This is a genomic window from Corallococcus praedator, from assembly GCF_003612125.1.
Lineage (GTDB): Bacteria > Myxococcota > Myxococcia > Myxococcales > Myxococcaceae > Corallococcus > Corallococcus praedator.
In genome coordinates this window covers 19,901-41,010 of the sequence record NZ_RAWI01000021.1, presented here as the reverse complement: position 1 = coordinate 41,010, position 21,110 = coordinate 19,901, and the positions used below count along the sequence as shown (strand labels likewise).

Here is a 21,110-nt window from a genome sequence, read left to right as displayed (position 1 = left end):
CGGGAGGGCCGGAAGGTCCTGCGGTTCACTCGTCCTCGGCCGGCTTGGCCTTGGGCGGACGGCCGCGCTTCTTCGGGGCGGCGGGCTCGGCGGGGGCGGCACCCTCGGGCGGTTTGGCCTTGGGCGGACGACCCCGCTTCTTCGGGGCGGCGGGTTCAGCGCTCTCCGCCGCCACCTCGGGCTTCGGCTTGGGCGGGCGGCCGCGCTTCTTCGGGGCGGCGGGCTCGCCACCTTCGTCGGCGGGCTTGGCCTTGGGCGGACGGCCGCGCTTCTTGGGCGCCTCGTCGGAGCCCTCCTCGCTGGCTTCGCCTTCCTCTTCCGAACCTTCCTCGGCGGACTCCTCCTCGGGCTCGGCCGGCGGCTCCTCGTCCGAGGGCAGGTCCAGCTCTCCGCCCTCCAGGCCCATGAGGTCGCCGTCGAGGTCCATGTCGTCCTCGTCGCCTCCGGGCCGGGCGAACTCGGCGGCGGTGCGCTTGGGGCGCTCGCGGCCGGGCGGGAAGAGGACGATGTCGATGGAGTCCTCGGCGTTGGCCTCGGCGGTGCCCAGCGCGGCGGCGACCTCCGACACCAGCAGGTGCCGGGCGTTGTCGTAGAGCTCACGCTCCTTGGTGGGCAGTGGACGCAGCTCGCTCAGGACCTGGAGGCCCTTGACGACCTCCGCCAGGCCCAGGATGCCGCCCTGGGTCATGCGGTCCAGGTTGGTGCGCGCGCGTTGCTTCCAATCCAGGTCGGCCTTGTCGCTGTCCGAGCGCAGGAAGGAATAGATCTCCTCCACGTCGGCGACGCTCGCGACCTTGCGCACGCCAATGGAGACGATCTTGCCTTCCGGCACCATGACGACGGCGCCGTCTTCCTCCCGGCGCATGGTGACGAACGTGAGCTTCTGCCCCGCCACCTCCTTCACATCGATGGCGGCGACGCGACAGACCCCCTGGTTGGGGTAGACGACCCGGTCTCCAACCTGGAGCTGGAGTGCAGCGGACCCTTCTGGCATGGCCCCCTCGTGGGCGGGTGTGATGAGCACCGAAGCGAGCGCCGGTCGTAGCACCGTGCCCCGCCGGATGCCACGAGATTACCGGGGAAGCTTTGTCATCCGTGCGGCATTGCGCTGTGCTTCCAACAACCGGCCCATGACCTCGTGTGCCTGGGCGTCCAGGACAGCGTCGATCTGGGCATCGGTCGGTCCCTCGTCCGCCATGCCTCCAGGTTGGGCATCCACGCGAGCGGAAAGTCCCACCGTCCCCACCACCGCGATTCCCAGCGCCAGCACCGCCGTCAGCTTCTTCATGAGCGTCCTCCGTTGCGGCGCAAGGGTAGGGGCGACGCCCGGATGATCAATTTTTCGGCAACAGGTCGCCTGCGCCCTGTAGCGGCCCGTGGCGCGCTACTGGTGCAGCGGCGCCACCGGCGTGACCTCCAGCGTGAGGCCGCCGGTGTTGTCGTCCGGGTCGTCGTCCGGGAACGCGAGCCGCAGCCAGCGCGCGCCCCGAATCACCGTGGGCCGGTTGACCTCCAGCACCTCCAGCGTGCCGGGCGCGGTGAGCGGGGAGTCCCCCTCGCCGTGCAGCGCGAGCACCTGATCCACCGCGCCGCCGCTGAAGCCCCGCGTGCGCGCCGGATCCGCCGCGGCCCGCACGACGACGCGGTAGGTGGTGGAGGCATCCAGCTCCCGCAGCGTGAAGCCTTCGTGGGGCGGGAGCGAGACAGCGTGGCGACGCGCGTCCAGCAGCAGGGTGGTGATGGCGCCGCTGGCCTGTTCGCGCACGTGCACCTGGAGGGCGCCGCGGTTGTCGTAGGCGCGCCCGTCCCACAGGAACACGTAGAGGACGGAGGCGTTCTGCACCAGCACCTCGTCCGTGCCCACCACGCCGAAGCTGTCGCGCGCGGGCAGGGCCGCGCCTCCTTCCAGGAAGTACGCCGCCTGGGTCACCGGCATCGGTCCCCCCAGCGACACGTGCCCGTTGGCGCGCAGGCCGTACGTGCGGGAGGGATCCAACCGCATGCGCGCCGCGGCGGACGGGGGCACGCGGAAGGCATGCGCGTCCGCGCTGAGCATGAAGGGCCCGCCGGAGCGATAGAGGGCGTCGGGGGACTCGAGCCGGGTGAGGGCTCGCGCCGCAGCCGGGCGCTTCGGCGTCAGGCGGGCGTGGACCGCGAGCGTGGTGCCGCGCTCGGCCTTCACGCGCTGGTTCCAGGGCACCATGCCCGGCAGCGACACCTCCAGCATGTGTTCGGTGTCCGCCTGGAGCTGGGTGACGAGCGTGGGCGTCGTCTCCTTCAGCTCCCGGCCGTCCACGCGGATGGTGGCGCCCGCGGGCGAGGAGCTGAGCTCCACCGCGAAGGAGTTCGTGCCCCCCACGAGCAGGCCCATCCACATGGCCAGCAGCGCGGCCACCACTGGAGCGCCGCGCAGGGCCCAGCCTCGCAGCGTGCGGGGCCACGCGGGTTGCGGGGGCGACGACGGGGCCTGTGTGGGCAACGGCTGCGGCGGCAGGGGCTGCGTGATGACGTCACCCCGGGGCTCTCCGTGCGGCACCGGCGTGGGGTGCCGGGGCGAGTCCGGCGGCGTCTGCACCGGGGGCGGCTCCGCCACGCCGCTCCAGCGGCCCACCTTGGCGATGAACTCCCGGGGCAGCTGCACGGGCCGGCCGGCGTCCACCAGCTCCGGCTCGAAGAGGTAGCCCATGAAGTGGCCCAGCTCGCTCTGGGACACGTCCGGCGCGGTGACGTGGAGCTGCCGCGCCAGGGCCTCCGCGAAGGCCTGCGCGGTGGGGTAGCGCTGCTCCGGGCTGGTGGCCATCGCGGTGAGCAGGATGCGCTCCAGCGCGGCGGGGATGCCCGGCGTCCACTCGCGCGGACGGGGGAAGTCACCTTGCGAGATTTTTCGCAGCACGTCCGGCAGCGCGCCCTCGAAGGGCCGGCGCCCGCAGAGCATCTCGTAGAGGACCGTGCCGGCGGCGAACACGTCGGTGCGCGCGTCCAGCGGCTGGCCCCGGGCCTGCTCCGGCGCGAAGTAGACGTACTTGCCCTTGGCCGCGTCGTTCTTCGTCTCGCTGCGTCCGGCGAGCCGGGCCCGGGCGATGCCGAAGTCCACCAGCTTCACCTGCCCCTCGTAGGACAGGAGCACGTTCTGCGGGCTGACGTCGCGGTGGACGATGTGCAGCGGCCGGCCGTTGTCGTCCAGGCGCGTGTGCGCGTACGCAAGGCCGCGCAGCATGTCGATGGCCACCAGCACCGCCAGCGGCGGCGGCAGCGCGGTAAGGCCCTTGTCCCGGGCCCGGCGCATCACGTGCGAGAGCGGATGGCCGTCCACCCACTCCATCGCGAGGAAGTACTCGCCCTCCACCTCGCCGAAGTCGAAGATCTGCGCGATGTTGCCGTGCGACAACCCCAGCGCGATGCGCGCCTCGTTGATGAACATCGACACGAACGCGCTGTCGTCCGCGTAGCCGGGAAGGATCTTCTTGATGACCACCGGCTTCGTGATGCCCGCCACCGCCGTCATCCGGGCGCGGTAGATCTCCGCCATGCCGCCCGTCGCGATGCGCTCGAGCAACTTGTACTTTCCGAACTGGAGGCCCGCGGAAGGCTGCGGCACGTTCGAATCGGCTCCTGCTGGGAGTCCACCGGGAAAATCGCGAGAAGCTATCATGAGCCCATTCAGCCGCCCGGAGTGGAACTTTCCGCTGCGCTCGCCAGCCTCCTCTCAACGCGTCATCTGGTTGCTGCTCATCCTTTGTGGCCTGGCGCTGGGCGCCTGCCGCGATACGCCGCCAGCCCCGTCGCCGGCTCCCATGCCTTCCCCTCCCTCTGGAGAGGCCGCCCGCCCCGTGGCGTCCCCCGTGGCGCCCAGGGATGCGGGGACGTGGGCGGACGCGGTCATCGCGCCCGTGTCCGCGCCGGCCTTCGGGGAGCCCCTGCCTGAAGACGTCCTCCGGCTGGAAATGTCGGGAGACGCGGTGCGACTGGGCGCGGAATCCTTCGTTCCCGCCAGTGAAGTGGACGCCGCGCGGCTGGCGCAACGCGTGGGCGGCAAGGGCGTGCTGCTCGTCATCGGCGACGCCGACACGTTCCTCGCGCAGGTGTCCGAACTCCTGGCGGTGCTCCAGACCAAGGCCGCCTCCGTGTGGCTCCAGCACCCGGACGCGCCGGTGGCCTACCGCGTGGTGCTGCGCGACGAGGACGGCTTCCGGGCGTGGCTCCAGGAGGTGGCGCCCGGGAAGCTGCGCATCATCCAGCGCGCGGACGGCTTCGAATTGACGACGAGCGTGGGCAAGCTGCCGGGGCCGGACCGCAACGGCCCCACGGTGCCGGTGCGCGGCGGGCGTCAGGACATCGCCACGCTCCGTCGGGAGCTTGCCCGGCTCAAGGGGCGCTTCACCACGTCGGACGACCTGTGCCTCGTGCCCTCCTTCGGCACGGAGGTGGCGCAGGTGGCGCGGGCGCTCGGGGGCACGTACGTCGCGCCGGAGGAGCCCCTCTTCGACACGCTCTGCCTCGTCTATCCGCTGCCCCGGCCATCACCCGCGGGCGCGCGGGACGCGGGTTCCCCGTAATCACGGACAGCGAAGCCTCCCGCCCACCGGCCGGGCGCGCGCGGATGGGGGCGGGGGAAGGAAGCGCATCCGCTTGAGGTGTCGCGCCCGTGTCGCTACTACCCCCGGCGTGTCGCGCGCTCTACAGTGCCGCGCCTTGGTTTTTCGCTGGATACGGAGGGCGCTGTCCCTCCCGGAGGTCGTAGATGGTCGCCGCAACCGAGCCCGCTGCCCGTCCCCAGGATGTTCTCGCTGGTGGGACGTTCCTCTTCCAGGAGGTGGGCGCCACCCGCATCCTCACGCCGGAGGGTTTCTCCGAGGAGCAGCGACTCTTCTTCAAGACGGCGCTCCAGTTCTGCCGCGAGCAGGTGCTGCCGCAGGCCGCGCGCATCGAGGGCAAGGACAACGCGCTCCTGCGCGACCTGCTGCGCCGCGCGGGTGAGCTGGGCCTGTTGAGCGTGGACATCGCGGAGACCTACGGCGGCACCGGGCTGGACAAGACGACGTCGCTCTTGCTCGCGGAGGCGATGAGCCTCCTGGGCTCCTGGTCGGTGACGTCCAGCGCGCACACCGGCATCGGCACGCTGCCCATCGTCTGGTTCGGCAACGAGGCCCAGAAGGCGAAGTACCTGCCGAAGCTCGCCACGGGTGAGTGGGTGGCGGCCTACGCGCTGACGGAGCAGGGCAGCGGCAGCGACGCGCGCGGGGCGAAGACGAAGGCGGTGCGCACGGCGGACGGCCAGCACTACGTGCTCAACGGCTCCAAGCTGTACATCACCAACGCGGCCTTCGCGGACGTGTTCGTCGTCTTCGCGCAGGTGGACGGCGACAAGTTCACCGGCTTCATCGTGGAGAAGGACACCCCCGGCCTCACCGTGGGCCCCGAAGAGCACAAGATGGGCATTCGCGGCTCGTCCACCTGTCCGCTCTATTTCGAGGACGCGAAGGTGCCCGCGGAGAACCTGCTGGGAGAGCTGGGCAAGGGCCACCGCATCGCCTTCAACATCCTCAACTACGGCCGCCTCAAGCTGGGCGCGGGCGTCATCGGCAGCATGAAGCTGCAGCTGCAGAACGCGCTCAAGTTCGCGCAGGAGCGCAAGCAGTTCAAGGCGCCCATCGCCACGTTCCCGCTCATCCGCGAGAAGCTGGCGCGCATGGCGACGCTCGTCTACGCGGTGGAGAGCATGACGTACCGCACCGCGGGGCTCGTGGACGGACGGCTCGCCGCGAAGGAGCGCTCGGACGCGGACTACGACGCGCACGTCATCGCCGCGATGGAGGAGTTCGCCACGGAGGCCTCCATCATGAAGGTCTTCGGTTCGGAGGCCCTGAACTTCCTGGTGGATGACGCGGTGCAGGTGCACGGCGGCGCGGGCTACATCGAGGAGTACCCGGTGGAGCGCGCCTACCGCGACGCACGCATCAACCGCATCTTCGAGGGCACCAATGAGATCAACCGCATGCTCATCACCGGCATGCTGCTCAAGCGCGCGGTGAAGGGCGACCTGCCGCTGTTCGCCCAGGCCCGCTCCGTGTCGGAGGAGCTGAACCGGGGCGAGCGTCCCCGCGCGGGCCGTCAGGACGCGCTGGCCAACGAAGAGGTCGCCGCCGAGTGCGCCAAGCACCTGGCCATCCACGGCATGCGCCTGGCCGCGGAGACGTTCGGCACGGAGCTGGACAAGCACCAGGAGGTCATGGCCGCGCTGGCGGACGTGGTGATGGACGCCTACGCGCTGGACTCCATGGTGACGCGCACCCGGCAGTCCGCCGCCAGCGGCGTGCAGGATCCGCTGCGCGTGTCGCTGGTGCGGCTGTACGCGATGGAGTCCACCACGCGCGCCTTCGAGCGCACCCGCCGCGCGCTGTGCGCCACGCTCAAGGGCGACGTGCTCGCGCTGGAGCTCAAGCGGCTCTCCGCCCTGGACGCCTTCACGGCGTACGACCCGGCGGAGCTGCGCGAGACCATCGTCGCGGGCCTGGAAGACGCGGGCGGCTACCCGTACAACCCGCTGTAGTCCCTGTTGGAAGCGGATGCCCTGTGTTCAGGGCATCCGCGACACGGCATCCAGCCCGAAGCTGACCCGCGCCCGCCAGGGGCCGGGCGGCAGGTGCTCCAGCGCCATCAGCGCTTCCAGCCGCTGGAGCATGTCCGGCCGCAGCCGGCCGAACGTCGCGCCGAAGCCCGGGGTGACGGCCTCCGTCGTCCCCTTGCGCGGCAGCGACGAGGTCCAGGCCACCTCTCCGTGCAGGAGCAGGGGGCCCTCCTTCATGTCCATCTCCAGGAGGAAGGGCGCGCCCACCTGGACCTCGCGGGGCAGGGCAGGGGCCTCCACCTCCAGGCCCACGCCTCCGCGCGAGATGTCCCGCACGAAGTAGTTCGGGGCCCGGGGGTCGCCTTCCTTCGCGCGCACGTGCAGCGGCAGGCGCGGGAAGCGGCGCAGGCCGTTCTGCTCCTCCTGGGCGAAGATGTGCTGGAGCACCGCGTCCAGGCCGCTGCGATCCTCCGAACCGTCGTAGCGGATGGTGAGCTGGAAGCGCTCGCCCGGGCGGGGCTCCACCTTGACGACCTCGCCCAGCACCTCCACCGGACGGGGCATGCCGCCCGCGTGCAGCTCAAAGGTGAAGCGCGTGCCCAGGGGCAGCGCCTTGCGCGTCTCCAGGGTGACGCCTCCCAGGCCCACGCTGCGGGTGTACTCGCCGACCAGCGACTGCGGCGTCTTGTAGGCCACCTTCAGTCGAACGTTCGTGCTCACGCGGCCACCACTCTCAGCCTGGGAGCGGAAAAACTCAAGTTTGCCCCACCTCCAGGGGTAGGCCGCCCCGCATGTGCCCTCCGGGATGTCCGGCGGCGGGCGCGCGGTGTTCCAACCTGTTGCGGTTTCTTGACCCCCCTGGGGGGGGCGCGTATGTATGCCGGCCGCAGAGGGGTAAGAAGTGGGAAGGAGTGGTGGTCCGACCCGTGCTGGGCTGAAAAGGTGGATCGTCCCGCGTGTTCCGAGGCGTCTATGAGCACCAGATCGACGCGAAGGGGCGCACCAGCCTCCCGGCGAAGCTCCGGGAGACGTTGGTGGGCGCCTACGACGAGCGGCTCATCGTCACCACGGCCCTGGACCCCTGCCTCCACGCCTACCCGGTGCGGGAGTGGGAGGCGTTGGAGACCGCGCTCGCCCGGCGCAACCCCATGGAGCCGGGGGTCAAGACGTTGATGCGGCTGTACGTGGCCAGCGCGCAGGAGTGCCCGTTGGACAAGCTGGGCCGGCTGCTCATCCCGCCGTCGCTCAGGACGTACGCGAAGCTGGAGAAGGACGTGGTGTGGGCGGGGATGGTGAAGGTGATCGAGCTTTGGAGCCTGGACGGTTGGGCGAAGGCGCAGGCGGATGCGCGCCAGGAAGCCACCTCCCAGGACGTGTTGAGGGTGCTGGGCGAACTGCGCCAGCCGTAGCCAGGAAGTCGACAGCAGCCGGAAGTTCTCGCCAAGTGGTGCTCTGGAAGGGTGGCAGCGCATGGACCAGGTGCAGGAGGTTCGACGGAACAGGGCGGCGCTGGCCGCCTCCGAGCGCGTGGAGACCCTCATGCTCGAGGGTGAGCTGGGCGAGGAGGAACTCACCCAGCTGTGCGAGGACCTGATGCACAAGCTGCACCGGGGCATCCGCCAGGTGGTGGTGGACTTCGCGGACGTGTCGCACCTGAACTACCGGGGCGTGCGTCCGCTGATGGCCCGCACGGAGGCGTTCCGCCGCGCCGGTGGGGACGTGAAGCTGTCCGGGCTGTCGCCGTACCTGGCCGCCATCTTCCGCGCGGCCGGCGCCCACGACACCTTCGAGCTGTACCCGCACATGAACGATGCCCGGGCCGCCTTCTCGCTCGCGCGCGCTCCCTTCGTCTGAGCACCCCCTGACCCCCGTGGACTTCCACCACCAGACCGTCCTGCTCCACGAGACGGTGGACGTCCTGCTCCCGAAAGAGGGCAAGGTCATCCTCGACGGCACCCTCGGGGGCGGAGGCCACACCGAAGCGCTCCTCGCCCGGGGCGCCACGGTGGTGGGCGTGGACCGGGACCCCGTGGCGCTCGCGGCGGCCACCGCCCGCATGGGCGGCAACGCGCGCTTCCAGGCCCGGCAGGGCAACTTCGCGGAGCTGTCGAGCGTCGCGCAGGACCTGCTGCCCGTGGATGGCGTGCTGGTGGACCTGGGCGTGTCCTCGCCCCAGCTGGACGTGGCTGAGCGCGGCTTCTCCTTCATGAAGGACGGCCCGCTGGACATGCGCATGGGCGACACCGGCCCCACCGCCGCGGAGCTCATCGCCATCACCGACGAGCGCGACCTGGCGCAGATCCTCCGCGACTACGGGGAAGAGCCCTTCGCGCGGCCCATCGCCCGGGAGCTCAAGCGCGCGCTGCCCCAGCGCACGCTGGAGGCCGCGGAGGTGGTGAAGCGGGCGGTGCCCCGCAAGGCGTGGCCCGACCGCATCCACGTGGCCACCCGCACGTTCCAGGCGCTGCGCATGGCGGTGAACGGGGAGCTGGAGGCGCTGGACGCGCTCCTGGCGTCCCTGCCGTCGCTGCTCAAGGTGGGCGGCCGCGCGGCGGTCATCTCCTTCCACTCCCTGGAGGACCGCAAGGTGAAGGAAGCCTTCAAGGCCCTGGTGGGAGGGTGCACGTGTCCGCCGGGCTTCCCGGTGTGCGTGTGCAACAGCCAGGGCAACTTCGCCCTCGTGTCCAAGAAGGCCGTCGCGGCTTCCGACGCGGAAGTCGAGGCCAACCCCCGCTCTCGTAGCGCGCACCTGCGCGCGGTGGAGAAAGTCCGATGAGCAAGGCCCTCTCGCGCAACACCGTGTCCGTGGCGGGCGTGCTGATGCACCTGTTGCCCGCGGTGTTCCTCTTCACGCTGTTCGCCGCCGTGGGCATCCTCCACGTCACCAGCCGCGTGCTGGTGGTGGACATGGGCTACCGGCTGTCCAACGCGGAGGGCGAAAGCCGCTCGCTGACCCGGGAGAACGACCGGCTCAAGCTGGAGCTGGCCACGCTCAAGGCGCCGGGCCGCCTGGAGCGCGTGGCGCGCGAGCAGCTGGGCATGGCGATGCCCCGGGGCGGCGCGGTGGTCTCCGTGGGCGATGACCGCGTGAAGGACTCGCGCACCGCGCAGGCCCGTTCGTCGGCGCCGGCCGTGCGCGTGGCGGAGCGGGGTGCGCAGCGGTGAGGGACTTCAAGAGCGCGCGGGCACCCGAATCCAACGCGAAGTGGCTCAAGCTGCGGGTCCAGCTGCTGTTCGGGCTGTTCCTCGTGCTCTTGGGCACCGCGTTCGCCCGCGCGGTCTACCTCCAGGTCTTCCAGCAGGAGAAGCTGCGCGGCCTGGCGCAGGACCAGTACGTCCGGCAGATCGACATCCCGGCCCGCCGGGGCGACATCTTCGACCGTCGCGGCACGCCCCTGGCCCAGAGCGTGGAGGTGGACTCCATCTGGGTGGACCCGTCCATGCTCCCCGACGTGCGGCAGGCGGCGCGGCTGCTCGCGAAGGCCGTGCACCTGGACCCCAACGACGTCGCCTCGCGCATCGGCCGCGCCCGGCGCTTCGCGTGGGTGAAGCGTCAGGCGAAGCCGCAGGAGGTGGAGGCGGTGAAGGCGCTGGGGCTTCCGGGCCTGGGCTTCACCAAGGAGCCCAAGCGCTTCTACCCGCAGCGCGAGCTGGGCGCGCACATCGTCGGCATGGTGGGCACCGACGGCCACGGCCTGGAAGGCCTGGAGCTGGCGTTCGAGGATGAGCTGTCCGGCCAGAACGCGCGCACCTCCGGCTTCCGCGACGCCAAGGGCCGCAAGCTGATGGTGCAGGGCGCGTTGGATCCGCTGGAGCGCCAGGGCGCCGCGGTGACGCTGACGCTGGACCGCCACCTCCAGTACGTCGCGGAGAAGGCGCTCGCGAAGGCGGTGGATGACTCCAAGGCCATCGCCGGCATGGCGGTGGTGCTGGACCCGCGCACCGGGGAGCTGCTGGCGCTGGCCAACAACCCGCGCTTCAACCCCAACACGCCGGAGGACGGCGTGAAGAACGCCATCCGCAACCGCGCCGCGCTGGACGCCTTCGAACCCGGCTCCACGATGAAGGCCTTCGTGGTGGCCGCCGCGCTGGAAGAGAAGGTCATCACCCCGGAGACGCTGACCTTCTGTGAGAACGGCGCCTTCCGCATTGGCCGCCACACCATCAACGACACCCACCCGCACGGGTGGCTGACGCCGCAGGGCATCCTCCAGGTGTCCTCCAACATCGGCGCCGCGAAGGTCGCGGACGCCCTGGGCCGCGAGAAGATGGTCGCCGCCTACCACGCCTTCGGCTTCGCGGAGCGCACGGGCCTGGCGCTGACCGGGGAGAGCCGGGGCGTCATCCCGTTTCCGAAATCGGACATCTCCCTGGCCACCCAATCCTTCGGCCAGGGAATGACTTCCACCGCCGTGCAGCTGGCGGCGGCCTACGGGGCGCTGGCCAACGACGGCGTGCTGATGCGCCCGTACCTGGTCTCCAAGGTGGTGGACCCGGACGGCGTGGTGCTGCTGGAGAACCAGCCCACGGAGCTGCGCCGGGTCGTTTCCCAGAGGGTGGCGCGGCAGGTCGTGGGCATGCTTGAGAGCGTGATGGTCAAGGGAGGAACCGCTCCCAAGGGCGCCATGGACGACTACCGCGTGGCCGGAAAGACGGGCACCGCCCAGAAGGCGGACCCCGTCGCGCGTGGATATTCCGACAAACGCATCGCGTCTTTTGCGGGCATGGTGCCGGCCGAGGCCCCGCGCGCGGTGATTCTCGTGGTAGTGGACGAACCGAAGACGGACGTATACGGGGGGAACGTGGCTGCCCCCGCCTTCAAGGAAATCGCTACCGCCGCCATGGCCCACCTGGCCGTGCCCCCGTCTCGTACGGTGGCACCCGCCGAGGTGGCCGCGGCCGCCGCGCCTCCGGTGCCCCCTCCGGCATCGAAGGCACTGGCGAAGGCCGTCCCGGTACGGGCCGTCCTGGCGGAAGCGGTGACCGAGACCCCGGAGCCCGGCACGGTGCGTGTGCCGGACGTCCAGGGTCAGGCGGGACGCGAAGCCGTGGTGAAGTTGCTTGCCGCGGCGTTGGAGCCACAGCTGCAAGGCAGTGGACGAGTGGTGTCTCAGACCCCCCCCGCCGGTGCGCTGGTGGAGAAGGGGGCCCGGGTGACGCTGGAACTGGCGACGCGGCAATGAGGCCGTGTCCTTTCCAGGCCCCGCATCAGCAATGCGTGTGAAGGGGAAGAGATGAAGCTGACGGATGTCCTCGCAGGGTGTGGAGCCGAGCAGACCTCGGGCGGCCGTTCCGCGGTTGACGTCACGGGAGTGACGCAGGATTCGCGGCGCGTGAAGCCGGGGGACCTCTTCATCGCCGTGCCCGGCCTGAAGGAAGACGGGGCCCAGTTCATTGGTGAAGCCGTGTCACGCGGCGCCGTGGCGGTGGTGTCCGAGAAGCAGGGGCAGTCCTCGCAGGTGCCGTTCTTCAAGGTGAGCAGCGCGCGCAAGGCGCTGGCCCTCATCGCGGCGAACTTCTACGGCCGCCCCGCCGACAAGCTGACGCTCCTGGGCGTCACCGGGACGAACGGGAAGACGACGACGACGTACCTCCTGGAGGCCATCCTCGCGACGGCCGCCATGTACTCCGGCTCTCCGGCCCCGGGCGTCATCGGGACGCTGGGCTACAAGTTCGGCGGCAAGACGACGGAGCTGGCCAACACCACGCCGGACCCGTTGGAGCTGCACCGCATCTTCCGCGAGATGGTGGATGCCGGCGTGGAGACCGTGGTGATGGAGGTGTCCAGCCACGCGCTCGCGCAGGAGCGCGTGCACGGGCTCACCTTCAAGGCCGTGGGCTTCAGCAACCTGTCGCGCGACCACCTGGACTACCACAAGGACCTGGAGGAGTACTTCCAGGTGAAGCGCAAGCTCTTCGCGGAGAACCTGGCCGCCACGGGCACCGCGGTGGTCAACGGCGACGACACCTTCGCCAGCCGCATCTACAACGAGCTGCGCGGCCAGAAGCGCATGGCGTGGAAGTTCAGCCGCCTGGGGCCCGGTGAAATCTCCGCCTCGGACGCGACCTTCTCGCTCAAGGGCATCGAGGCCACCGTGAAGACGCCCGCGGGCGACATCAAGGTGAAGAGCAAGCTGCTCGGGCCCCACAACCTGGAGAACATCCTCCTGGCGGCGGGCATCGCGCTGGGCGCGGGCATCTCGCGCGCGGACGTGAAGAGCGGCATCGAGCTGGTCTCCAAGGTGTCCGGCCGCATGGACCGCGCGGAGAACCACCGGGGCGGTCCCGCTCCGGCCGTGCTGGTGGACTACGCGCACACGGATGACGCGCTCAAGCGCTCCATCGAGGCGGCGCGCACGCTGGCCAAGGGCCGCGTCATCGTCGTCTTCGGCTGCGGCGGCGACCGCGACAAGGGCAAGCGCCCGCTGATGGGCACGGTGGCCGCGGAGGGCGCCGACCTGGTGATGGTGACCAGCGACAACCCCCGCACGGAGGACCCGGAGGCCATCATCTCCGAGGTGACTCCGGGCCTGGAGAAGGGCGGCCTGCGCCGCATCTCCGCGGGCAAGGCGAAGGTCGGGGAGAAGGGCTACCTCGTGGACGCGGACCGCCGCGCCGCCATCGAGCAGGCCATCAACCTGGCCAAGGACGACGACGTCGTCCTCATCGCCGGCAAGGGCCATGAGACCTACCAGACGGTGGGCTCCGAGAAGCACGCCTTCGACGACCGCGAGGTCGCCGCGAAGGCGCTGGCCAACCGCATCCCGGGCTGACCTCCACCAGGCCGAACGCCACCCCCCTTCATGGCCGCTCGATTCTCCGACGATGAGGTGGTGCAGGCGACCGGGGCGACCCGCCGCGGGGACGCTGTTCCCGCGGGGTTTCCCGACGTCCGCACCGACACGCGGTCGCTCACCCCGGGGTGCCTGTTCGTGGCGCTCCAGGGCGAGCGTTTCGACGCCCACGACTTCGTGGACGGCGCCATGCGCGCCGGGGCCGCGGGGGCGGTGGTGAAGAAGGGCAGGGCGCTTCCAGCCCTGCCCGCCCACTTCCCGCTGTACGAAGTGGAGGACACCCTGGCCGCGCTCGGCGGCCTGGGCGCGCTGCACCGCCGCCGCTTCCGCATCCCGGTGGCGGCGGTGGGGGGCTCCAACGGGAAGACGACCACCAAGGAGATGGTGGGCGCCATCCTGGCCACGCGAGGCCCGGCGCTGAAGACGGAGGGCAACTTCAACAACGAGATTGGCGTCCCGCTGACGCTCTTCCGGCTGGAGCCGTCCCACGTGGCGGCGGTCATCGAAGTGGGGATGAACCAGCCGGGGGAGATCGAGCGGCTGACGCGCCGGGTGCAGCCCGACGCGGGCGTCATCACCGTCGTCCAACCGGAGCACCTGGAAGGGCTGGGCAGCCTCCAGGGCGTGGCCGAGGCGGAGGGCGAGCTGTTCCGCGAGCTGCTTCCCCAGGCGACCGCGGTGGTGAACCTGGACGATGAGCACATCGTGCACCAGGCCGCGCGCAGTGGCGCGAAGCACCTGACGTTTGGCCGCGCGGAGGCCGCCGACGTGCGGCTCACAGGCATCCAGACGCTGGGCCGCGACGGCATGGTGGCCACGGTCCGCTACGCCCAGCAGGACTGGCCGGTGCGCCTGCACTTCGTGGGACCGCACAACGCGCAGAACGCGACGGCGGCGTTCGCGACGGCGCTGGCCCTGGGCTACTCCCCCGAGGAGTGCGTGCGGGGCCTGGAGTCAGCGCGGCCGTACGCGCGGCGGCTCAACATCCTGGACGGGCAGGCCGGCGTGACGGTGGTGGATGACTGCTACAACGCCAACCCCGCTTCGATGGAGGCGGCGCTCGTCACGCTGGGCACGCTGGTGCCCCAGGGGGGACGCGCGGTGGCGGTGCTGGGCGACATGCTGGAGCTGGGCGCGGGCGAGGCGGAGGAGCATGCGAAGCTGGGCACGCTCGTCGCGAAGCACGCGTCGCTGGTGGCGTTCTTCGGGCCCCGGTCCGAGGACGGTCACCAGAGCGCGAAGCTGGGAGCATCCGCCGCGCACTTCACCGAAGTGGAGCCCCTGGTCGCGTGGTTGACGCCCCGGCTCAACCCCGGTGACGTGGTGCTGGTGAAGGCCAGTCGCGGCATGCGACTGGAGCGCGTGGTGGCCGCCCTGACGGGCACGGCCGCCCCCAAAGGGAGTCACTAAGTGCTGTACCTCCTGTACGAGCTCATCCAGAACACCGAGGCCGGGCGCGTCCTCAACTTCCTGCGCTACCCGACCTTCCGCATCATCGCCGCGGGCGTCTTCGCCCTGCTCCTGGGGATGCTCATCGGTCCGCGCCTCATCGCGCGGCTGCGCCTGAAGCAGCACGGGCAGAGCAACGTGCGCGAGGACACGCCGGACTCGCACCAGAAGAAGAAGGGCACGCCCACCATGGGTGGCGCGCTCATCCTCCTGTGCATCGCGGCGGGCACGCTCTTGTTCGCGGACCTGAAGAGCCGCGGCGTCTGGGTGATGATCCTCCTCACCTTCGGCTACGGCTTCATCGGCTTCCTGGACGACTGGCTCAAGCTGTCCAAGCGCAACTCCAAGGGCCTCGCGGGGCGCAAGAAGATGGTGCTGCAGACCGTCTTCTTCCTCATCGCCATCTTCGGCCTCATGTGCACGTGGACGAAGGCGGACGGCTCCTTCGGGCCCACGCTGCTCATCGACACGCGGCTGACCTTGCCGTTCGTGCCGTCGCATTGGTTCAACCCGGACCTGGGCTGGTTCTACGTCGTGTTCGCGTGGATCGTCATCGTGGGCACGTCCAACGCGGTGAACCTCACGGACGGCCTGGACGGCCTGGCCATCGTGCCGACCATCGTGTCGGCGGTGACGTTCTGCGTGCTCTGCTACGTGGCGGGCACCACGCTGCACATCGCGGACACGGAGACGGTGAACGGCGTCGCGCGCCTCACCGCCACGCCGCTGTACCGCTACCTGGGCATCCTCCAGGTGCCGGGCGGAGCGGAGCTGGCCGTGTTCTGCGCGAGCATCGTGGGCGCGGGCATCTCCTTCCTCTGGTTCAACACCTACCCGGCGTCCGTGTTCATGGGCGACATCGGCTCGCTCGCGCTGGGTGGCGCGCTGGGGGCGCTGGCGGTGTTCTCGAAGAACGAGGTGGTCTCCGCCATCATCCACGGCATCTTCTTCGCGGAAGCGCTGAGCGTGATGATCCAGGTGGCGTCGTTCAAGATGACGGGCCGCCGGGTGTTCAAGATGGCGCCGGTGCACCACCACTTCGAGCTCAAGGGCATGGCCGAGCCGAAGATCATCGTGCGTTTCTGGATTGTCGCCATCCTCTGTGGTGGCGTGGCCCTGCTGTCCCTGAAACTGCGCTAGTCCCCAAAGGGGTCGGTCCCGCCCATGAACGCTTCGCTGTCCGGTCGGAAGGTCGCGGTGTTCGGGCTGGCCAAGAGTGGCGTCGCGGCGCTGCGCCTGCTGCTCCAGCACGGCGCGAAGGTGACGGCGCTGGATGCCCGCTCCGCGGACGCTCTGGGCGACGTGGTCAAGGAGCTTCACGCGAAGGGCGTGACGCTCGTCACCGGCGCCACGCCGGAGGGCCTGCTCACCCGCCAGGACCTGGTGGTGGTGAGCCCGGGCGTGCCGCTGTCGCTGCCGGAGCTGGAGGCCGCGCGCACGTCGGGTGTCCCGGTGTGGGGTGAGGTCGAACTGGCGGGGCGCGTCCTGGAGCAGGCCGGCGTCACGCGGCTGCTGGGCATCACCGGCACCAACGGCAAGAGCACCACCACGGCGCTCACCGGGGAGCTGTACGCCCGGGGCGGCCAGCGCACCTTCGTGGGAGGCAACCTGGGTCGTCCGCTGGCGGAGGCCGCCATGTCCCCCGGAGACTGGGACGCGCTGGTGGTGGAGCTGTCCAGCTTCCAGTTGGAGGGCATCCACGCGCTGCGCCCCTACGGCGCGGCCATCCTCAACCTCACGCCGGACCACCTGGACCGCTACGCGAGCCAGGGCGAGTACGGGGCGGCGAAGGCGCGCATCTTCATGAACCAGCACGCCGGCAGCGACTTCGCGGTGGTGAACGCGGACGACGCGGCGGTGATGCAACTGGCGGCCTCCGCGCGCGTGCCGGTGTACGGCTTCAGCGTCACGGGCCGCCCTGCGGCGGACGCGCCCCGACTGGCGGGGCTCGCGGTGGCCCAGGAGGGCGGCTTCCGGCTGGAGTTCTCCGGCGAGGACTTCGTCCTGCGCAACCGCGCGCTCCGGGGCGCCCACAACGCGCAGAACGCGATGGCGGCCACGCTGCTCGCGCGGCTGGGCGGCGTGTCCCGGGACGCGGTGCAGGCGGGGCTGGATGGCTACCCGGGCCTGCCGCACCGGCTGGAGAGCGTGCGCGTGCTGGACGGCGTGGAGTGGGTGAACGACTCCAAGGCCACCAACGTGGACTCGGTGCTGGTGGCGCTCAAGGCCTTCGCGGGCGGCGTGTGGCTCATCGCGGGCGGCAAGGGCAAGGGCGCTCCGTACGCGCCCATGGTGGAGGCGGGGCAGGGGAAGGTGAAGGGCGTGCTCACCATCGGCCAGGACGCGGACGCGCTCGCGCGGGCCTACGCCAACGAGGCCCCGGTGCACGCCTGTGGCACGCTGGACGCGGCGGTGGCCAAGGCGCGTGGGCTCGCGGTGGAGGGGGACACGGTCCTCCTGTCGCCCGCGTGCGCGTCGTACGACCAGTTCAAGAACTTCGAGGACCGGGGCGACACGTTCAAGCGCCTCGTCGGAGCGCTCTGACCTTCATGAAGACCTCTCCTCCAACCGCCCCCGTGCGGTTCGATCCAATCCTGCTGTGCGCCGTGCTGGCGCTGGTCTCGCTGGGCCTCGTCATGACGTACTCGGCCAGCGCGGTGCTCGCCCAGGACAAGCTGGGGGACAGCCTGTACTTCCTCAAGCGCCAGCTGGCGGCCGCGGGCCTGGGCGTCGTGGGCATGGCGGTGATGATGAAGCTGGGCTGGCGGCGGCTGGCGCGGCTGGCGTACCCGCTGCTGCTGGTGGCCATCGTGCTGATGGTGCTGGTGGCGATTCCGGGCATCGGCACGACGGCGGGCGGCGCGCGGCGGTGGATCCGCCTGCCGGGCTTCAGCCTCCAGCCGGCGGAGGTCGCCAAGTTCGCGTGGCTCGTCTACCTGTCCTATTCGCTCGCGAAGAAGCGGGAGAAGGTGGCCACGTTCTCCATCGGCTTCCTGCCGCACCTCGCGCTGTGCGGCATCCTGGTGTTCCTGTGCATGCTCCAGCCGGACTTCGGCAGCAGCGTGCTCCTGGTGTTCATGCTCTTCGTGCTGCTGTTCGCGGCGGGCACGAAGCTCAGCTACCTGGTGGGGTCGGTGCTGCTGGCGCTGCCCCTGGCCTTCGTGGCCATCGCGACCAGCCCCTACCGCATGAAGCGCATCCTCGCGTTCATGGACCCGTGGGCCCACCGGCATGACGTGGGCTACCAGGTGGCGGAGTCGCTGATGTCCATTGGCTCCGGCGGCATCACCGGCCTGGGCCTGGGTGACGGCCGGCAGAAGCTGTTCTTCCTGCCGGAGGCGCACACGGACTTCATCTTCTCCATCCTGGGGGAGGAGCTGGGGCTCATCGGCGTGGGCCTGCTCGTGTCCCTGTACGCCATCGTCCTCTGGCGCGGCATCCGCGCGAGCCTCGCGGCGGGGGAGACCTTCGGCACCTACCTGGGGCTGGGCATCAGCTCCATCATCGCGTTCCAGGCCACGGTGAACATGTGCGTGGCCATGGGCCTGCTGCCCACGAAGGGGCTGACGCTGCCGTTCGTGTCCTACGGCGGCACGTCGCTGGTGGTGCTGATGGGCTCCGCGGGCGTGCTGCTGTCGCTGAGCGCGAACACGCAGGGCGCCTCGCGGCCGGTGCGGACGGGGACGACGGACCTGCGGGAGGTGACGGCGTGAAGGTGCTCATCGCGGGTGGCGGCACCGGGGGACACCTGTTTCCCGGCATCGCGCTGGCGGAGGAAGTCGTCACGCGCCACCATGCCAACGAGGTCGTCTTCGTGGGCACCGAGCGGGGCCTGGAGGCCCGGGTGGTTCCCAAGGAGGGCTACCCGCTGGAGTTCGTGAAGGTGCAGGGCCTCAAGGGCAAGGGCTTCATCGGCCTGCTCAAGGGCCTCATCGCATTGCCGCTGGCGTTCCTCGCGTCGTTCCGCATCCTGTCGCGCCAGAAGCCGGACGTGGTGGTGGGCGTGGGCGGCTACGCGAGCGGGCCGGTGGTGCTGGCCGCGTGGATGATGGGGATTCCCACCGCCATCCAGGAGCAGAACGCGCTGCCCGGCCTCACCAACAAGATTCTGGGCCGCATCGTGAAGGTCGTCTTCACCGCCTTCGAGGAAGCCAAAGCGTTCTTCCCCGAGGCCAAGGTGCAGATGATTGGCAACCCCATCCGCCGCAAGCTGATGGACAACTACCTGCGCAGCAGCGCGGCGCACGAGAAGTTCTCCGTGCTCGTGTTCGGCGGCAGCCTGGGCGCGCGCGGCCTCAACAACCGCATGCTGGACGCGCTGGATTCGCTGGGCGACCTGAAGGATCAGGTGTCCATCGTCCACCAGACGGGCAAGAACGACCTGGAGACGGTGAAGAAGGGCTACGCGGACAAGGGCTTCGGCGCGCAGGCCACGGTGGTGGAGTTCATCGACGACATGTCCTCCGCCTATGCCCAGGCGGACCTGGTCATCTGTCGCGCGGGCGCGACGTCCCTGGCGGAGCTGACGGTGTGCAAGAAGGCCAGCATCCTGGTGCCCTTCCCGCACGCGACGGACAACCACCAGGAGGTGAATGCCCGGGCGCTGGTGGACGCGGGCGCGGCGCTGATGTTCCGTGAGTCGGAGCTCACCGGCCAGAAGCTGGCGGAGACGCTGCGCGGGCTGATGACGGACCCGGCGAAGCTCAAGCAGATGGCGAAGAAGGCCGGCATCCTGGGCCGGCCCGCGGCCGCGAAGGAATTGGCGGACGTGTGCGTGGACCTGACGACGCAGGCGTGGGGGCCCCAGGGGCGCGACCGAGGCCCCAAGGAGTCGAAGGACGCGAAGGACTCGAAGAAGGCACCCGGGAGCAAGGCATGAGCAAGTCCGTCAGCAACAAGCCCGGCAGCCTCTACAAGACGCGCCACGCGGCGCACGTGCACTTCGTGGGCGTGGGCGGCATCGGCATGAGCGGCATCGCGGAGGTGCTGCTCAACCTGGGCTACCGCGTGTCCGGCTCCGACCTGCGCGAGAGCGACATCACCCGCCGGCTCGCGAAGCTGGGCGCCACGCTGTACGAGGGCCACCGCGCGGCGAACCTGGTGCACGCGGACGTGGTGGTCATCTCCTCCGCGGTGCGCAAGGACAACCCGGAGGTGGTGGCGGCGCGCCAGCGCAAGATTCCCGTCATCCCGCGCGCGGAGATGCTCGCGGAGCTGATGCGCCTGAAGTACGCGGTCGCCGTCGCCGGAAGCCACGGCAAGACGACGACGACGTCCATGGTGGCCACGGTGCTGTCCGCGGCGGGCCTGGACCCGACGGCGGTGGTGGGCGGCAAGGTGAACGTGCTCGACTCCAACGCCAAGCTGGGCAAGAGCGAGCTGATGGTGGTGGAGGCCGACGAGTCCGACGGCAGCTTCCTCAAGCTGCACCCGTCCATCGCGGTCGTCACCAACATCGACCCGGAGCACATGGACCACTACGGCGACCTGGAGACGCTCCAGTCCGCCTTCGTGGAGTTCTGCAACCGCGTTCCCTTCTACGGCCTCAACGTGCTGTGCCTGGACAACCCCAACGTCCAGGCGCTGCTGCCGCGCATCGAGAAGCGCTTCGTCACCTACGGCAGCTCGCACATGGCGGACTACCGGCTGGAGGGCATCACGCTGGATGGCTTCACCACGACCTTCCGCGCGTTCCGCCGCGAAGAGGACCTGGGGGAGTTCCGCGTGCGCATGGTGGGCGCGCACAACGCCTTCAACGCGCTGGCCGTCGTCGCCATCGCGGAGGAGATGGACATCCCGCTGGAGACGGTGCGCGGCGCCCTGGCGGAGTTCGGCGGGGTGCAGCGCCGCTTCACCGTGCGCGGTGAAGTGGGTGGCATCACCGTGGTGGACGACTACGGGCACCACCCCACGGAGGTGATGGCCACGCTGTCGGGTGCGCGCCGGGCCTTCGGGCGCCGCGTGGTGGCCGCCTTCCAGCCGCACCGCTACACGCGCACGCACGACCTGATGAAGGAGTTCGCCACGTCGTTCAACGACGCGGACGTGCTCTTCGTCACCAGCGTGTACGCGGCGGGCGAGGAGCCCATCGCGGGCGCCACCGGGGACGCGCTGGCGGAGGCCATCCGCGCGCACGGTCACCGCGACGTGACGTTCGTGGAGAAGCGCGCGGACGTGGCGAAGGCGCTCCAGGAGCGCGTGCGCGAAGGCGACCTGGTGCTGACGCTGGGCGCCGGGGACATCACCCAGGTGGGCCCGGACCTCTTGAACCTGATGGGCGCGGCGAAGGGCGGGTAGGG

At 70.5% G+C, this 21,110-nt stretch carries 18 protein-coding genes; 14 read left to right on the top strand and 4 right to left on the bottom strand.

Annotated elements, in window-relative coordinates:
* Positions 1-25 precede the first annotated feature (25 nt).
* The 3 genes from D7Y13_RS04760 to D7Y13_RS04750 form a co-directional block, all read right to left on the bottom strand.
* Positions 26-994: a CarD family transcriptional regulator gene (locus D7Y13_RS04760; RefSeq protein ID WP_120583009.1), complete on the bottom strand. Its 969-nt coding sequence runs from the start codon at positions 992-994 to the stop codon at positions 26-28.
* Positions 995-1,072: 78 nt separating this feature from the next.
* A complete protein-coding gene (locus tag D7Y13_RS04755; protein ID WP_120532031.1) occupies positions 1,073-1,288 on the bottom strand; it encodes a hypothetical protein in 216 nt (71 codons plus the stop codon).
* Between the two features lie 96 nt (positions 1,289-1,384).
* Positions 1,385-3,598, bottom strand: a complete 2,214-nt coding sequence (locus D7Y13_RS04750) for a serine/threonine-protein kinase (protein ID WP_120583008.1) — start codon at positions 3,596-3,598, stop codon at positions 1,385-1,387.
* A 52-nt stretch (positions 3,599-3,650) separates the two neighbouring features.
* Here D7Y13_RS04750 and D7Y13_RS04745 point away from each other — a divergent pair, with 52 nt between their 5' ends.
* Together D7Y13_RS04745 and D7Y13_RS04740 are read left to right on the top strand one after the other, a co-directional pair.
* Positions 3,651-4,556 (top strand): hypothetical protein, encoded by a 906-nt coding sequence (locus D7Y13_RS04745; RefSeq protein WP_120583007.1) that lies wholly within the window; start codon positions 3,651-3,653, stop codon positions 4,554-4,556.
* A 185-nt stretch (positions 4,557-4,741) separates the two neighbouring features.
* Positions 4,742-6,550 carry an acyl-CoA dehydrogenase FadE gene (locus D7Y13_RS04740; protein ID WP_120583006.1) on the top strand — a complete coding sequence of 603 codons (1,809 nt, stop codon included), beginning with the start codon at positions 4,742-4,744 and terminating at the stop codon, positions 6,548-6,550.
* 27 nt (positions 6,551-6,577) lie between these two features.
* On the opposite strand, the gene D7Y13_RS04735 is transcribed toward D7Y13_RS04740, so the two are convergent.
* Entirely contained in the window at positions 6,578-7,288 is a 711-nt protein-coding gene (locus tag D7Y13_RS04735) for a PilZ domain-containing protein (protein WP_120532027.1), read from the bottom strand.
* Positions 7,289-7,524: 236 nt separating this feature from the next.
* Here D7Y13_RS04735 and mraZ point away from each other — a divergent pair, with 236 nt between their 5' ends.
* From mraZ to murC, 12 genes are all read left to right on the top strand, one after another.
* Positions 7,525-7,977, top strand: a complete 453-nt coding sequence (gene mraZ, locus D7Y13_RS04730) for a division/cell wall cluster transcriptional repressor MraZ (protein ID WP_120532026.1) — start codon at positions 7,525-7,527, stop codon at positions 7,975-7,977.
* A 61-nt stretch (positions 7,978-8,038) separates the two neighbouring features.
* Positions 8,039-8,422, top strand: a complete 384-nt coding sequence (locus D7Y13_RS04725) for an STAS domain-containing protein (protein WP_120532025.1) — start codon at positions 8,039-8,041, stop codon at positions 8,420-8,422.
* Positions 8,423-8,429: 7 nt separating this feature from the next.
* Positions 8,430-9,344, top strand: a complete 915-nt coding sequence (gene rsmH, locus D7Y13_RS04720) for a 16S rRNA (cytosine(1402)-N(4))-methyltransferase RsmH (protein ID WP_120532044.1) — start codon at positions 8,430-8,432, stop codon at positions 9,342-9,344.
* Positions 9,341-9,733: a cell division protein FtsL gene (ftsL, locus tag D7Y13_RS04715; RefSeq protein ID WP_120532024.1), complete on the top strand. Its 393-nt coding sequence runs from the start codon at positions 9,341-9,343 to the stop codon at positions 9,731-9,733. The genes rsmH and ftsL overlap by 4 nt, the downstream gene beginning before the upstream one ends.
* A complete protein-coding gene (locus D7Y13_RS04710) occupies positions 9,730-11,751 on the top strand; it encodes a PASTA domain-containing penicillin-binding protein (RefSeq protein ID WP_120583005.1) in 2,022 nt (673 codons plus the stop codon). The genes ftsL and D7Y13_RS04710 overlap by 4 nt, the downstream gene beginning before the upstream one ends.
* Positions 11,752-11,802: 51 nt before the next feature.
* Positions 11,803-13,341, top strand: a complete 1,539-nt coding sequence (locus D7Y13_RS04705) for a UDP-N-acetylmuramoyl-L-alanyl-D-glutamate--2,6-diaminopimelate ligase (protein WP_120532022.1) — start codon at positions 11,803-11,805, stop codon at positions 13,339-13,341.
* A 30-nt stretch (positions 13,342-13,371) separates the two neighbouring features.
* Positions 13,372-14,772 (top strand): UDP-N-acetylmuramoyl-tripeptide--D-alanyl-D-alanine ligase, encoded by a 1,401-nt coding sequence (locus tag D7Y13_RS04700; RefSeq protein WP_120532021.1) that lies wholly within the window; start codon positions 13,372-13,374, stop codon positions 14,770-14,772.
* Entirely contained in the window at positions 14,773-15,951 is a 1,179-nt protein-coding gene (gene mraY, locus D7Y13_RS04695; RefSeq protein ID WP_120532020.1) for a phospho-N-acetylmuramoyl-pentapeptide-transferase, read from the top strand. It abuts the gene before it with no gap.
* Between the two features lie 24 nt (positions 15,952-15,975).
* Positions 15,976-17,355, top strand: a complete 1,380-nt coding sequence (murD, locus tag D7Y13_RS04690; RefSeq protein ID WP_120583004.1) for a UDP-N-acetylmuramoyl-L-alanine--D-glutamate ligase — start codon at positions 15,976-15,978, stop codon at positions 17,353-17,355.
* A gap of 5 nt (positions 17,356-17,360) precedes the next feature.
* A complete protein-coding gene (gene ftsW / locus D7Y13_RS04685; RefSeq protein ID WP_120532018.1) occupies positions 17,361-18,524 on the top strand; it encodes a putative lipid II flippase FtsW in 1,164 nt (387 codons plus the stop codon).
* Complete coding sequence (gene murG, locus D7Y13_RS04680; RefSeq protein ID WP_120532017.1) at positions 18,521-19,690, top strand: undecaprenyldiphospho-muramoylpentapeptide beta-N-acetylglucosaminyltransferase; 1,170 nt, start codon at positions 18,521-18,523, stop codon at positions 19,688-19,690. The genes ftsW and murG overlap by 4 nt, the downstream gene beginning before the upstream one ends.
* Positions 19,687-21,108: a UDP-N-acetylmuramate--L-alanine ligase gene (gene murC, locus D7Y13_RS04675; protein ID WP_120532016.1), complete on the top strand. Its 1,422-nt coding sequence runs from the start codon at positions 19,687-19,689 to the stop codon at positions 21,106-21,108. Before murG ends, murC begins: the two co-directional genes overlap by 4 nt.
* Positions 21,109-21,110: the final 2 nt, after the last annotated feature.